The organism is Capnocytophaga bilenii, from assembly GCF_017565765.1.
GTDB lineage: Bacteria > Bacteroidota > Bacteroidia > Flavobacteriales > Flavobacteriaceae > Capnocytophaga > Capnocytophaga bilenii.
In genome coordinates, this window is the sequence record NZ_JAGDYP010000004.1 from 203,087 (window position 1) to 217,596 (window position 14,510).

A 14,510-nucleotide genomic window follows, 5' to 3' on the forward strand; every position below is an offset into this window, starting at 1 on the left:
GTAAAAAAATAGAGTTATGTTATACATCAAGCAATTATTACAAGAAGGAAAAACTATAGAAGGTGAGGTTACCCTTCAAGGATGGGTGCGTACCTTTCGTAGCAATCGCTTTATTGCACTGAATGATGGTTCTACCATACACAATTTGCAAGTAGTGGTTGATTTTGAAAATACCCCTGAAGAAACGCTGAAACGCATTACTACAGGAGCGGCTATAGAAGTGAAAGGGCAAGTAGTGGAAAGCCAAGGAAAAGGACAAAACGTAGAACTACAAGCCTCTGAAGTGATTATCTTGGGCGATAGTAACCCCGAAGAATACCCTATACAGCCTAAAAAACACTCACTTGAGTTCTTGCGTGAAAACGCTCACTTGCGCGTGCGTACCAATGCCTTTGGAGCGATTATGCGTGTGCGTTCAACATTGGCATACGCTATACATAAATACTTTCAAGACAATGGCTTTTTCTACGTGAATACGCCTATTATTACGGGTAGCGATGCTGAAGGAGCTGGCGAAATGTTTCGCGTAACTACTTTAGATGCTAAAAAACCTCCTCTTAACGAAAATGGTGAGGTTGATTACAAAAAAGACTTCTTTGGACGCGAAACTAACCTTACTGTATCGGGGCAGTTGGAAGGCGAAACTTTTGCAATGGCACTTGGTAAAATCTATACCTTTGGGCCTACCTTCCGTGCTGAAAACTCTAATACTTCACGACACTTGGCTGAGTTTTGGATGATAGAACCCGAAATGGCTTTCTTCGACCTAATTGATAATATGAATTTAGCCGAAGACTTTATTAAAAGTGTACTAAAATACACCTTAGAGGTACGCCGTGATGATATAGAGTTTCTCAATGCAAGGTTTTTGGAAGAAGAAAAAAGCAAACCACAGCAAGAGCGTAGCAGTATGTCGCTTATTGAGAAATTAGAGTTTGTAATACACAACGATTTCAAACGCGTAAGCTATACTGAGGCTATTGATATACTGAAAAACTGCAATCACAACAAGAAGAAGAAATTCCAATACCTGATAGACGAATGGGGGGTAGACTTGCAAAGCGAACACGAGCGCTATTTGGTGGAAAAACACTTTGGTTGCCCTGTGATACTTTACGATTATCCTGCTAAAATTAAAGCGTTTTATATGCGCCTGAACGACGATGGCAAGACAGTGCGCGCTATGGATATTCTTTTCCCTGGTATTGGTGAGATTGTAGGAGGCTCGCAACGTGAAGAACGCTATGAGGTACTAAAACAAAAAATTGCCGACTTGGGTATGGATGAACAAACCCTTTGGTGGTACTTAGACCTCCGTAAGTTTGGTACAGCTACACATAGTGGTTTTGGTTTGGGCTTTGAGCGTTTGGTACTTTTTGCTACGGGTATGACCAACATACGCGATGTAATTCCTTACCCACGTACTCCACAAAGTGCTGAGTTTTAATTGAAAAATTAAGTCATATAAAAAGGGCTACCTGATACAATTTCAGATAGCCCTTTTTTGTTGAGTAGCTATTAGTTGCCGTATTTGTTTACTTTAGCTTTAGCTTTTACAAGTTCAAGGTTTAATTCGTTGATTTTTTGTTGTTTTTCAAGTAATTTTCCTTTGTACTTTGTATCGTCATTAGGAGACAAATTACCTTTGGCTTTTTTGCTATTGTATTTGTTTTCTTCTTTAGCCAAATCAGTTTTAGCTTTGGTAATTTTAGCTTCTATTTTAGATACTTCACCTTGTGCTTTAGCTAAGCGCTCTTGTTGTTTTTTAGCAGCTTTTTCAGCTTTAGCTTTTTCTTTAGCGGCTTTTTCTTCAGCTTTTTTAGCGGCTTTTTCAGCTTTAGCTTTTTCTTTAGCGGCTTTTTCTTCAGCTTTTTTAGCGGCTTTTTCAGCTTTAGCTTTTTCTTTAGCGGCTTTTTCTTCAGCTTTTTTAGCGGCTGCTTCGGCTTTAGCTTTTTCTTTAGCAGCTTTCTCTTGCTCTTTTTTAGCTTTTTCCTCTGCTTTTTTAGCAGCTTCTTCGGCTTTAGTTTTTTCTTTGATTGCTTTTTCTTCAGCCTTCAAAGCTTTTTCTTGCTCTTTCTGAAGTTGTTGCTGTTGTTTTAGCTGCTCTTCTTGTGCTTTTAGCTCGGCATCGCTACTGCCGCTCATATCTACTGTATTAGTAACAGTACCTACAGGAAGTACTTCATTGACAATGGGATCTACTTGAGCCATTGAGATTTGGGCTACTAAAAGCCCTGCGAAAAATGTAATACTCTTTAATTTCATACGCAATTTTTAGTTATTTAGTTTTCTCGGCGACAAAGTTATACAAAATAAGTGTATTGCCGATTATTTTTAAGAATACTTTAACACTAAAAAAACCACCTATATAATAGTGATAGGTGGCTTTTTGGAGTAATTAAAATATAAATAGTTATGGATTATTTTTGTTGTACATTACCCCTGATGCGCAATCCTTTTACAGGATTTTCTTTTGCATTAGATGTTACGGTAATGGTTTTGCTGATAGGACCAACACGATTAGTATCGTATTTTACCTCAATTTTCCCTTTAGCACCAGGAGCTACAGGTTGGTTTGTCCAAGAAGGAACGGTGCAACCGCAAGACGAAGTTACGTTGCTGATTACTAGCGGAGCTTTACCAGTGTTAGTAAACTCAAACACGCGTATACCATCAGCGCCTTGCTGGATGTTACCATAGTCAATTTCTTCTGCTTTGAAAGAAATTTCAGCGTCTTGTGCAAATGCTACTGCACCAAAAAATGCTAAAAATACAAATGTTAAAAACTTTTTCATAGTATAAAAAAATTAAATGATTTATTATTCGTTACACTTACTACGTTACAATAACCGTGCCAAAGTGTGTTTTACTAGTCGTTAGCCATTAGCTATTGGCAGTTAGTTTTTGCCTTTTACGCAATTAAAAAAATCTTCTGAAAGCTTGAAAATGAGAGGATAAGAAAAAGTAACGGCAGTGGGGACTCCTCTTATTTTACCAGGGATAAGGCAGGGTAGGCTTCTGATGAGGAAGGCAGCTTCTTCTTCCAATATTTTGTGAGCACCTCGCTTCCCTATTATACTGACAGTGCCATCAGTATTGATGCGAAAAATAATAATCACTTTTCCTTCTATACCCTCAGCAAGGGCTTCAGGAGGATATTTAAAATGTATCTTCACGTGCTTGTCTAACTGCTCTTTAAAACATTGATATTGCCTGTCGTTAGGAACTTCTTTGCAGGCTTCGAACATAGGTTTTTCATCAACAATAAAATAGGGAATCTCAATAGGTACTTCTTCGTCTGAAGGAGCAATAATTTCTTCTTGTGCATAGCTATTGGCTACTACTGCTAAACATAGTACTAAAAGGACTTTTGGTAAGAGTTTCATTGTCTATCTGTTTTCAAAAAAAGCACAATAAATATGCCAAAGTACTCCCTATATTCACCATAGCTTAAAGCCTATGCAGCTACTCACTAAGCATAAAGTAAATAGGATAAACAAAAGAAACCGTAACTATTTCACCCCGATGTTTGCCAGGGGTAAAGCAAGGCAAGCTCTCTATCAAAAAAATAGCTTCTTTTTCAAGGCTTTTATTGATGCTTCGCACCTGAGTTACATTAGTAGTACCATCGGGGTTGATGTTAAATCTTATATACACTTTGCCTTGTACACATTCTTCTGTGTCAGAGGGATATCTTAGGTGCGTATAGATGTATTTGTCTAATTCTGTCTTAAAACATTTCAATTGCAGCTCTTTGGGAACTCCTTTGCAAGCTTCAAACATAGGTTTTTCATCTACCAATACATAAGGAACCAACAAAGGTTCTTTCACTTCTTGGGGTGGTATATAAGGAGTGAGCTTGCTTTCTTTTTGAGCATAACCGCTAGCAGCACCTACTAATAATAGCGTAAAAAAGATTTTCTTTAAGGATTTCATTGTTTGTCTGTTTTCAAAAAAAAGCACAATAAATATGCCAAAGTACCCCTATATTCCCCCATAGCTAAAAGCCCGTGCGGCTCGCACCGAAGGATAAGAACAATTGTTTTTGGCACTATCTTTGTGTTTTATAACGAAAAGAAAAAACAATGAAAAGAACTTGGCAATTATTACTCTTCTTAATGCCTCTATTAGCAACTTCACAAGCCAAACAGTGGTCATTAGAGGATTGCATCAACTATGCGGTGCAACACAACATTAGTGTAAAAAAAACAGAACTAAATCAGCAAACAGCTGAAATTAACCTACAGCAGGCAAAAGACAACCGTTTGCCCACCATCAGTGGTTCGGCATCGGCAAACCTCAATAATGGTTCAGCAATTAACCAAATTACTAACGAACGAGTCTCGCGCCGTACCTTTTCCAACAACTTTGGCATATCGGCTTCTATGCCGCTCTATCAAGGCAATAAGCTCAATTTGCAAACAGACCGCAGCCAGCTGCTCTTAGAGCAAAACGAACTCTATGTGCAAGAGGCGAAGAACAACATCACCCTGAGTGTGCTCGAAGCCTATCTGCAAGCCCTCTACAGCTATGAAGGGATAGAGGTAGCCAAGAATGCAGCAAGCTCTTCTGCTGAAGAATTGAAACAAGCACAAACTAAGTTTGCCAATGGTGCGATAGCCAAGCTCAGTTTGGCAGAGATAGAAACCCGTCACGCCAATAATCAGTACGCTATCATTCAGGCTGAAAATCAATACGCCAACCGCGTGCTTACCCTCAAGCAACTTTTAGAGCTTCCCCCCAATAGCGATTTTGCTATAGCACTCAACCTGCAAGAAGATGACTATGTGGCAATTATCCCCAATAAAAACGAAGTATTTGCAGAAGCTAAACAAACGCTTCCTAATCTGAAAATCTATCAATCACAACAAAAGATAGCCGAAAAAGATGTTGCAATAGCCAGAGCGGGTGCGTTGCCTTCCCTTAGCCTGCAAGCAGGAGTCAATACAGGCTATTCCAACCTTAATGATTTGGGGTATGCTACCCAGTTAGATAGTAATTTTGGTCAGACGATAGGCGCTTCGCTCAATATACCTATTTTTTCGCAAAACAAAAATAAGAGCAATGTCAAGTTAGCAAAGCTTACACAACAGCAGGCAGTATTAGAAGAACAACAAGCCGAAAAAGAGCTTTATGCTAAAATAGAAACCGCTTGGCAAAATGCCACCACACACCAAGCACAACAAGCGGCTTCGCGTACAGCTCGCGACAATGCCAAATTGGCATATGATTTAGCAGTGAAAAAACACGAGTTCGGCGGACTTACCAATACCGAACTGCTCGTAAGCCAAAATTCCTACCTAAGTGCAGAACAAACTTATCTACAGAATAAATATATGTCGGCACTATATGTTCAGTTGCTCAATTTTTATCAAGGAAAAGAAATAACATTTCCATAGAAGAGACATCCCCCCTTCCCCCCTTCAAAGGGGGGGAGATGCTGCAATTGTACTAATAAAAACTTTCTAGGTAGTCTTATGCGATGCAAAAGCGAAAATACTCCTGTTATTCAGGAATTATTTTTTTAACTCTTGATTCATATATAGAAAATGTTAAAAAATGAAATATTAATCATTTATGCCGAATAAAATTATTCCATATAATTCTAAACTAAAAGATTTTGCACGATATTTGCGAAATCATAGTACATTAAGTGAAATAATTCTTTGGAATCACATAAGGAAAAAAGCCTTAGGTGTAGAATTTCACAGGCAAGTTCCTATTTTGGAGTATATAGTAGATTTCTATTGCCATGAATTGGCTTTAGCAATTGAAGTAGATGGTAATATACACGAATTTAGTTTTTTAGAAGATTGTCAGCGACAAGAAGCTATAGAAAAATATGGAGTAACATTTGTTCGCTTTTCAAATGAAGAAATAAATACTAATCTCTTTGAAGTGATATCATTACTAAAAAGTATTGTTAATACACTGAAAGAAGATAGAATTGAGGAAAATGAGAGAATTCCACAAGAATAGTACAATTGCGGCATATCCCCCTTTGAAGAAAGTCCGTGAGCTGGTGCGGCGGAGTATGTGTTAGGGGAATTTTAATAATCATATGAAATTGCCCAAAAGTCCTTATACAGAACAATTGCGGCATATCCCCTTTTAAAGAAAGTCCGTGAGCTGGTGCAGCGGAGTATGTGTTAGGGGAATTTTAATAATCATATGAAATTGCCCAAAAGTCCTTATACAGAACAATTGCGGCATATCCCCTTTTAAAGGAAGTCCGTGAGCTGATGCAGCGGAGTATGTGTTAGGGAATTTTAATAATCATATGAAATTGCTCAAAAGTCTTTATACAGAACAATTGCGGCATATCCCCCCTTTGAAGGGGGGTAGGGGGGGATGTTAATAATCAAACTTTTTAAACAGTTTAAGGGAAAATGTCTCTTAAATAAATACTTACACAAACATTTATATATTAATTTTAGAACTTACACAATGAAAAAGAAAATCAAAAAAATCATTATTATAGCCCTATTAGCTGTAGTGGCTTTTGCAGCATATCACTTCTTTATGAAAGAAAAACCAATGCCTATTGTACTCCAAACCGATGAAGTTACCCAAGGTGACGTTACTACCGAAGTAACCGCTACGGGTAGTGTACAACCGGTAGACGAGGTGGAAGTAGGTACCCAAGTATCGGGTTTGGTGAGCAAAATATATGTAGATTACAATAGCCAAGTAAAAAAAGGACAGCTCTTGGCAGAGCTCGATAAAACAAATCTACAAGAGAACGTTATCAATGCTACTGCCAACTACAATTCGGCACTTAACGAACTGAACTACTATCAGCAAAACTACGACCGCCAAAAGAAAATGTACGATGCCCAAGTAATTAGCAAATCCGATTACGAGCAGGCTACTTACCAGCTCACCAATGCCAAAGCAATGGTTACCCAACGCCTTACGACCCTCAATCAGGCGAAAACGAACTTAGGTTATGCGAATATCTATTCGCCTATCGATGGGATTATCCTTAGCAAAGAGGTAGAAGAAGGGCAAACAGTGGCTGCTTCTATAAGTGCGCCTACACTCTTCAAAATAGCTAAGAACATCAAGCGTATGCAGGTAGAGGTAAATGTAGACGAAGCCGATATAGGACAAGTGAAAGTAGGACAACGCGTGAGCTTTACCGTTGATGCTTACCCTCAAGAGGAATTTTCAGGACGCGTTACCCAAGTGCGCCTATCGCCCACCACCTCGTCCAACGTAGTAACTTACAAGGTGATAGTAGAGGCAGAAAACCCCGATGAAAAGCTAAAACCTGGGCTTACTGCTACCATTGCTATTTATACCAATGAACTAAAAGGCGTAACCATAGTGCCCGCTAAGGCTATCAACTTTACGCCCGATACCGATGTGCTAATGCAATATTACGCCCAAAAAGATATTACAGCCGAAGCTCCTAAAGTACAGCATGGCAAGGGTAAAAACAAATACGTGTGGGTAGTGAATGCCGATGGCAGTCTTGCTCAAAAAGCCGTAACCATAGGCAGCAATGATGGTATCAACGTGCAAGTAGTAAGCGGACTAACGGTTGGCGAAAAAGTAGCTACCAGCTTGCAGGGTAGCGCTCCGCAAATAGCAGGAGGCGATAAGAAAAGTGGAGAGAGCAGCAGTCCGTTTATGCCAAAACGCCCTAGTAGAAACAATTCAAAAGCTAAATAAATGAAAAAAGCCATTATAGACATACGCGATATGAAGCGCAACTTCCAGATGGGCAACGAAACGGTACACGCCCTGAAAGGCATCAACCTCACCATCCGCGAAGGCGAGTTTGTAACTATTATGGGACCGAGTGGGTCGGGCAAATCAACTTTGCTCAACATATTAGGCTGCTTAGACCGTCCCTCTTCTGGCGATTACATTTTGGACGGCATCTCGGTAAAAAATATGAGCAAGAATGATTTGGCGCATATACGCAACACCAAAATAGGTTTTATCTTTCAGTCGTACAACCTATTAGCCCGTACCTCAGCCATTGAGAATGTAGAGCTCCCACTGATGTATAACCCAAAAGTATCAGCCAAAGAACGCCGCGAGCGCGCTATCGAAGCTCTCATCAGTGTAGGCTTAGAAAGCCGACTGAACCACTTGCCTAGTGAGCTATCGGGGGGACAGCAACAACGGGTAGCGATTGCACGCTCGTTAGTAAATAACCCTGTTATCCTCCTTGCCGATGAGGCTACCGGTAACCTCGATACCAAAACCTCGTACGAGGTAATGGAGCTTTTCCAACGCCTCAACGACCAAGGTAGCACCATAGGTTTCGTAACCCACGAAGACGATATTGCCCAATTTAGCAAACGCACGGTAGTGCTGAAAGACGGACATATCATCAGCGATAAAGAAGTAACCGATAGGCTAAATGCGAAGGAACAGCTGGCACAATTACGAAATACAAATGACGAATGACGGTGCGAGCCTTTGGCATAATAGAAAAGAAATTAGTATCTTTGCCCAAAAAATTACTTTACAATGAAACACTTATACTTCTTATCAATAGTGTTATTCTCACTAAACGCTACGGCACAGCTAAAAGATTGCACCACTTGTGCCTCCCAAGTGATTAAGGAACAACAAATCAGCAAATTGAGCATAGATGAATTGCGCTTCCTCACTAACGACCTTTACGCTCGCAAAGGTTATAAGTTTAAAGACTATGAAATAAGCAATTACTTTAATGAAAAACCGTGGTATAAGCCTGTGAGTGACAATAGTAAGGTGAAACTCAACGCAGTGGAAGAGCAGAATGTGAAGCTATTTCAAGAACGTACGGCAATACTAAAAGCTGATAGAGAAAAACTATTAGAAGCATTGCAAAGTTTAAAAGCAGAAGCTCAAAAAGGTAATAGTCCTATTCCTAAAGACAACTATAATGAGCATTTTAGTAAAACCATTGCTAAAATAGATATAGATGATATTCATTGGATTAAAAATCAAGGGTATTATAGTATAAAAGTTGATAACTTTAAGGGGACTAACAAATATTCTATATCTATAGAAGGCAATGAGGTAGAGATTGTGTGGTTTGAAGATGGCTATTCTGAAAAAGTATCTGAAGATAAAATCAAAGAAGTATACGATATTGGTGAATACGAAGTTATAGAAAGCGCTACTTATTGGAAATTCAAATGGAAAAATCAAAAATTGGTATTTATAGAGTCTGTAATGGCAGGATAAAGAGAAAAAGTGCGAACAGTGTTCGCACAATTCAATATTGCAAAACTGAGATTTGAAAATCAGTGATTTCTAAATTATAAAATATTGATAATTAGGTATGACTGAACTTGAAAAAGCATTAAAAGATATTGATACTACCCCACATCCTAACGGACTCAGAGATGGAATAATTTACTATAATGAGGAGGGTGATTTCTGTGTGTATAACCACTATTCCGCTTGTGAGTGGCTTAAGCATTTGGCAGTGCATTATGGTGGGGTGACTATGGAAGAAGCTACTCGATTGGTAGAAAACTCAGACTGGATGCGTATGCCTGAATCTATTAATGAAGTAGCATTTATCACTCATCAAGAACAATATCATTGGGCGATGTTGCTTGTAAAAGGTGATATGTATTGGTTAAAAGGGTATCCTTCTGGTATTATTGATTTTAAAGAAGAATATATTGATTGGGAAGAACAAATAGCAAAACAATATCAGCTAAATGATTAATATATATATGGTGATTTAGAGTCTGCCGACTATGAAAGTGGCATACTTGATAACGCTATAAAACTTATTAGCAACAACAATCATTCCTATGCAAGCACAAGAAGTTAAAGAGAATTTTTCTCAGTATTTCATTAAAGCCTTTACAACAGACCAGCAAGTGATAGAGGCTACTATTACTTTTTATAGAGAAGATAGAGAAAATCCCACAATGGTAGATATGTTTTCTAAAGATGAAACATTCACCTATACAGGCGGAAAAGTAAAGATTTTTGTAATGACTTATCACGATACGCAAAATCATCATTACGAAATGGTTTCAGATGAGGTAAGGTCGCTATTCTATATCCTTCGCAAGCGTTTAGAACAGCAAGGTATAAAACTATTGATACAAGGGGCAAGGCGTCATTATTATATGATTCGGCATTTCAAACAGAATTTCCGAGCGGTAAGGTTAGTTTTAGGAAAAAGGTATGATTATAATACTGCTGAAATAATAAATATCTTTGACCCTGAAAACGATTTTTCACAAATAGCTACCGTTCAGGAGCAAGAAGAATACTTTAACCAATGGATTGAAAGTATTACAGGAGTAAAATACGATGAAAATAAGAGAGATAGTGAATAATAACAATTTGATAGACCTTATTACCGATAACCACAATACTCCTTTTTGGGAAATTACCTACTATTGGTATAGAACGTATCAGGCGATAGAGTAGATTTTTGTATTGTAGAGAATAATTAGAAATTTTATGAAACACTTACTTATTTTATTCTTTTTCCTCAGCACCAACGCTTTTGCGCAAGGTCCTTTAGGAGATTATGCCGTAGTAAAAGACAAAGACGGCTATGTAAACATTCGCGCCAAAGAAAATGTAAAAAGCAAAATTGTAGGTACTTTGCCTAACAATACACTTGTGTATGGTTTCTTTGATAAAGAATTTAACCCTACTAACTGGATTGAAGTTGATAAAGGGTATGTGCATCAAAGTCGCTTGAAAAAAATATTTGACTTTCGTACTATAGAAGGAAAAGTGCAAGGCAATAGTGTTATTTTTGATGATAAGGACGTAAAAGTGACCATTACCAAACAGAAGTTCGACAAAACCAAGCACAAGATTACTAAGAAAGGCCAGGGAAGTTATGAACAATTAATCATTGATGGTAAAGAAATAATATATGGATGGGACGGTTCACTAGCTCAAGACCATTACAAAAGTATTACTGTAACTATGAAAGGCAAAAATGTACCTATCCCTAAAAGTGCTTATGATGATTTGTATGAAATTTCCTATTTTAGCAGTTCCATATACTACGATGAGGAAGCGGAGGCACTTTATATTTATGCAGTTAATGGCGAAGCTGGTTTAGCTTACCAAGTGTGCTGGCAAATAGTAAAAGGCGAGTATAAAACCCGTATTATAGGGCAACCACTTTAATGATGTAACTAAAATTTACCAAAAATATGACACCAACAAATAATAAACTTAAAGTACAAGATGTTGAAATAAATATCAGAGTGATTAATGAAGCTGATTATATAAGTTTAACTGATATGACTATAAATCAGGAAGAGGGAAGTCGTTTGATAGAGAAATGGCTTACCAATAAGAATACTATTGAGTATTTAGGTGTATGGGAAGAGTTGAACAATCCTAATTTTAATTCCCCTGAATTCGGGGGAATTAAAAATGAAGCAGGGGTTAATCGCTTCTATATGTCGGTTAAACGATGGATTGAAAGGACTAATGCTATTGGTATTGTTTCAAAGGTTGGAAAATACGGAGGTACTTATGCTCATAAAGATATTGCTTTTCATTTTGCTATGTGGATTAGCCCTATTTTTCAGTTATACATAGTAAAAGAATATCAACGTCTAAAGGAGTTAGAGAGCAATCAATACAACTTAGAATGGAATGTAAAAAGGATTTTAAGTAAAGCTAACTATTATATCCATACCGATGCTGTTAAAACTTATATACTTCCTACTCTTTCTGAGCTAAAAGAGACTTTTGTTTATGCTGATGAAGCCGATTTGCTAAATCTTGCTATGTTTGGCTGTACTGCTAAACAATGGAAAGCAGCTAATCCTGAAAGAGTATTAAAGGGGGAAAATATAAGAGACATCGCTAGCATTAACGAATTAGCTATACTCAGCAATATAGAAAGTCTTAATGCTTCTCTGATTAAAAACAATGTTGCTAAAGAAGAACGTTTTAAAATTTTAGTAGAAACCATCAAAGAACAACGTGCTGTTTTAGACAAAGTAGATTATCTGAAATCTATTAAAAAACTTTCAAATGAAACTTATACAAGTATTCAAGGAAATAAACAACTTGATAAATAGTTTATAAAATGAATATACAAAACCTTTTTAAAATAGCGTGGCGTGCCCTTTTACTCAATAAAACAAGGGCTATGCTTACGATGCTGGGCATCATCATTGGGGTGGGCTCAGTGATAACAATGCTTGCCATTGGCGAGGGCTCTAAGAAGAGCATCAAGGAAAATATCTCTAAAATGGGTACTAATATGCTCAATATCCGTCCGGGGGCAGGTATGATGGGCGGGGTGCGTATGAGTATGAGCGATATGCAATCGCTGAAGATGACCGATTACGAAGCCCTCAAAAAAGAAGGTACTCTGCTGAAATATGTGTCGCCGGTGGTAAGTGGCAACGGACAAAGTATAGCAGGGGGCAACAACTGGCCTACCTCTATCTACGGCGTAAATACGGAATACTTGCCTATACGCGAGTGGAGTGTGGCTGAAGGGAGTATGTTTGGTGAAGATGAAATTACTAACTTTGCTAAAGTAGCCGTGATAGGGCAAACAGTGGCAAAGAACCTCTTTACTAATGGCGAAAACCCTATAGGGCAAACCATACGCTTTAAGAATATCCCTTTTAAAGTGATTGGTATCCTTACCAAAAAAGGAGAAAGCAACTTTGGTCAAGACCAAGACGATGTGATTATCGCTCCTTACACTACGGTACAAAAGCGTATTTTGGCACAAACATTCTTGCAGAGTATTGTGGCTTCGGTGATAGAAGAAAGCCAGTCGGAGAATGCGGTAAACCAAGTGAAGAAGATTTTGGAGCGCACGCATAACCTTTCGGCTGCGCAAGAGAATGATTTCAATGTGTTTTCGCAACAAGAGCTCATCAGTACATTTAGCTCTACCAGCGAGATGCTTACCGTGTTATTGGTAGCTATTGCTAGCATTTCGCTCATCGTGGGGGGTATAGGCATTATGAACATTATGTACGTATCGGTAAAAGAGCGTACTAAGGAAATAGGCTTGCGTATGGCTATTGGGGCTAAGGGTAAGGACATCTTGGCGCAGTTTCTTATCGAGTCGGTGCTTATTAGTATTACGGGGGGTGTTCTGGGGGTAATTATTGGCTTATTGGCAACGATAGGTGTATCGTTGTTTATAGGCTGGCCTGTAAGTATCACCTTGTATTCTATTGTAATATCCTTTTTGGTATGTACTATTACAGGGGTATTCTTTGGTTGGTATCCTGCCCGCAAAGCAGCCGAGTTAGAGCCTATTAGTGCATTGAGATACGAGTAACAATAATATATTAAAAGATGAATCAGAAAGAAGAGTTTTTGAAATACCAAGCACCTACTTCGCCTTATCCAAGGTTGTTGGAGGTAGAGCGCGCTGAGGGTAGCTATATTTACACTACCGATGGCAAAAAGTACTTAGATTTTGTAGCAGGAGTATCGGCTTGTACTTTAGGGCATTGCCACCCCAAAGTAGTAGAAGCTATACAAAAACAGTGTGCTACTTATATGCACGTAATGGTGTATGGTGAGTATGTGCAAAAGCCAGCAGTAGATTTTTGCCAGCTTCTTGCCCAGCAACTTCCTCCTTCGCTCAATACTACTTATTTGGTTAATTCGGGTACTGAAGCTATTGAAGGTTCGCTGAAGTTGGCTAAGCGCATTACAGGCAGAACACAACTAATAGCTGCTAAGAATGCTTATCACGGCAATACGCAAGGCTCAATGAGCCTAATGGGGTATGAAGAGCGCAAACGCCCCTTCCGCCCTTTATTGCCCGATGTAGATTTTATAGAGTTTAACAACGAAGCCGATTTGGCTAAAATTACTGAGCGTACCGCAGGTGTATTATTAGAGAGTATTCAAGGAGGGGCAGGCTTTATAGAACCTGTGAATGATTATCTTATCAAGGTAAAAAAACGCTGTGAAGAAGTAGGGGCTATGCTTATTATAGATGAAATACAACCAGGTTTTGGTCGTACGGGTAAGCTCTTTGGTTTTCAAAACTATGGTATTGTACCTGATATTATTGCCATAGGGAAGGGAATGGCAAGTGGTATGCCTGTTGGGGCTTTTGTATCGTCATACGAGCGTATGCAGCTTTTGGCGCATAATCCTAAGATGGGGCATATTACTACTTTTGGCGGTAACCCTGTAATAGCAGCAGCCTCATTGGTTACATTACAAGAACTGCTCACTACCAACCTGATGGAAGATACACTTCGCAAAGAACGCCTTTTTAGGCAATACCTTCAGCACCCTCTTATTGAGAGCATCAATGGTCGCGGACTAATGCTTGCTGTGATAGTACCTTCTGCTGAAATAGCTAATTACGTGGTTGAATATTGTCAAGATAACGGACTGATAGTTTATTGGTTACTTTTTGAGCTTCGTGCTGTACGACTATCGCCACCGCTTACCCTTACCGATGAAGAAATTAAGGAGGGTTGTGATATTATTATTGAAGCTTTAGAGAGTTACACACTTCAGTGTAAAGCTATTGGTGATTAATAATACTAACTATCAGAATCATA

Annotated in this window: 16 protein-coding genes; 12 read left to right on the top strand and 4 right to left on the bottom strand. The window is 38.6% G+C overall.

From position 1 onward, the window contains the following. Nucleotides 1-16: 16 nt before the first annotated feature. On the top strand, nucleotides 17-1,447 hold the full coding sequence (gene asnS / locus J4N46_RS06805; RefSeq protein WP_208058674.1) for an asparagine--tRNA ligase: 1,431 nt from the start codon (nucleotides 17-19) through the stop codon (nucleotides 1,445-1,447). Between the two features lie 71 nt (nucleotides 1,448-1,518). On the opposite strand, the gene J4N46_RS06810 is transcribed toward asnS, so the two are convergent. The 4 genes from J4N46_RS06810 to J4N46_RS06825 all read right to left on the bottom strand — a co-directional run bounded on the left by J4N46_RS06810 (nucleotide 1,519) and on the right by J4N46_RS06825 (nucleotide 3,936). Continuing rightward, nucleotides 1,519-2,265: a hypothetical protein gene (locus J4N46_RS06810; RefSeq protein ID WP_208058675.1), complete on the bottom strand. Its 747-nt coding sequence runs from the start codon at nucleotides 2,263-2,265 to the stop codon at nucleotides 1,519-1,521. Nucleotides 2,266-2,420: 155 nt separating this feature from the next. Next, complete coding sequence (locus J4N46_RS06815; RefSeq protein WP_009416606.1) at nucleotides 2,421-2,795, bottom strand: DUF1573 domain-containing protein; 375 nt, start codon at nucleotides 2,793-2,795, stop codon at nucleotides 2,421-2,423. A gap of 102 nt (nucleotides 2,796-2,897) precedes the next feature. Next, a complete protein-coding gene (locus J4N46_RS06820; RefSeq protein WP_208058676.1) occupies nucleotides 2,898-3,386 on the bottom strand; it encodes an energy transducer TonB in 489 nt (162 codons plus the stop codon). Nucleotides 3,387-3,465: 79 nt separating this feature from the next. Next, nucleotides 3,466-3,936: an energy transducer TonB gene (locus tag J4N46_RS06825; RefSeq protein WP_208058677.1), complete on the bottom strand. Its 471-nt coding sequence runs from the start codon at nucleotides 3,934-3,936 to the stop codon at nucleotides 3,466-3,468. 149 nt (nucleotides 3,937-4,085) lie between these two features. Here J4N46_RS06825 and J4N46_RS06830 point away from each other — a divergent pair, with 149 nt between their 5' ends. The 11 genes from J4N46_RS06830 (at nucleotide 4,086) to J4N46_RS06880 (ending at nucleotide 14,487) form a co-directional block, all read left to right on the top strand. Further along, nucleotides 4,086-5,399 carry a TolC family protein gene (locus tag J4N46_RS06830; protein WP_208058678.1) on the top strand — a complete coding sequence of 438 codons (1,314 nt, stop codon included), beginning with the start codon at nucleotides 4,086-4,088 and terminating at the stop codon, nucleotides 5,397-5,399. A 178-nt stretch (nucleotides 5,400-5,577) separates the two neighbouring features. Then, a complete protein-coding gene (locus J4N46_RS06835) occupies nucleotides 5,578-5,979 on the top strand; it encodes an endonuclease domain-containing protein (protein ID WP_208058679.1) in 402 nt (133 codons plus the stop codon). A gap of 468 nt (nucleotides 5,980-6,447) precedes the next feature. Continuing rightward, a complete protein-coding gene (locus J4N46_RS06840; RefSeq protein ID WP_208058680.1) occupies nucleotides 6,448-7,677 on the top strand; it encodes an efflux RND transporter periplasmic adaptor subunit in 1,230 nt (409 codons plus the stop codon). After that, a complete protein-coding gene (locus tag J4N46_RS06845; RefSeq protein WP_208058681.1) occupies nucleotides 7,678-8,424 on the top strand; it encodes an ABC transporter ATP-binding protein in 747 nt (248 codons plus the stop codon). A gap of 63 nt (nucleotides 8,425-8,487) precedes the next feature. Continuing rightward, entirely contained in the window at nucleotides 8,488-9,192 is a 705-nt protein-coding gene (locus tag J4N46_RS06850) for a YARHG domain-containing protein (protein ID WP_009416613.1), read from the top strand. 97 nt (nucleotides 9,193-9,289) lie between these two features. Then, nucleotides 9,290-9,685: a hypothetical protein gene (locus tag J4N46_RS06855; RefSeq protein ID WP_208058682.1), complete on the top strand. Its 396-nt coding sequence runs from the start codon at nucleotides 9,290-9,292 to the stop codon at nucleotides 9,683-9,685. A gap of 88 nt (nucleotides 9,686-9,773) precedes the next feature. Continuing rightward, complete coding sequence (locus J4N46_RS06860) at nucleotides 9,774-10,310, top strand: hypothetical protein (protein ID WP_208058683.1); 537 nt, start codon at nucleotides 9,774-9,776, stop codon at nucleotides 10,308-10,310. 127 nt (nucleotides 10,311-10,437) lie between these two features. Continuing rightward, nucleotides 10,438-11,124, top strand: coding sequence for an SH3 domain-containing protein (locus J4N46_RS06865; RefSeq protein WP_208058684.1), 687 nt, complete (start codon nucleotides 10,438-10,440; stop codon nucleotides 11,122-11,124). 26 nt (nucleotides 11,125-11,150) lie between these two features. Continuing rightward, nucleotides 11,151-12,032: a KilA-N domain-containing protein gene (locus J4N46_RS06870; RefSeq protein ID WP_208058685.1), complete on the top strand. Its 882-nt coding sequence runs from the start codon at nucleotides 11,151-11,153 to the stop codon at nucleotides 12,030-12,032. 8 nt (nucleotides 12,033-12,040) lie between these two features. Beyond that, nucleotides 12,041-13,261 (top strand): ABC transporter permease, encoded by a 1,221-nt coding sequence (locus tag J4N46_RS06875; protein ID WP_208058686.1) that lies wholly within the window; start codon nucleotides 12,041-12,043, stop codon nucleotides 13,259-13,261. A gap of 17 nt (nucleotides 13,262-13,278) precedes the next feature. After that, a complete protein-coding gene (locus J4N46_RS06880; RefSeq protein ID WP_009416619.1) occupies nucleotides 13,279-14,487 on the top strand; it encodes an aspartate aminotransferase family protein in 1,209 nt (402 codons plus the stop codon). The last annotated feature ends 23 nt before the right edge of the window (nucleotides 14,488-14,510 follow it).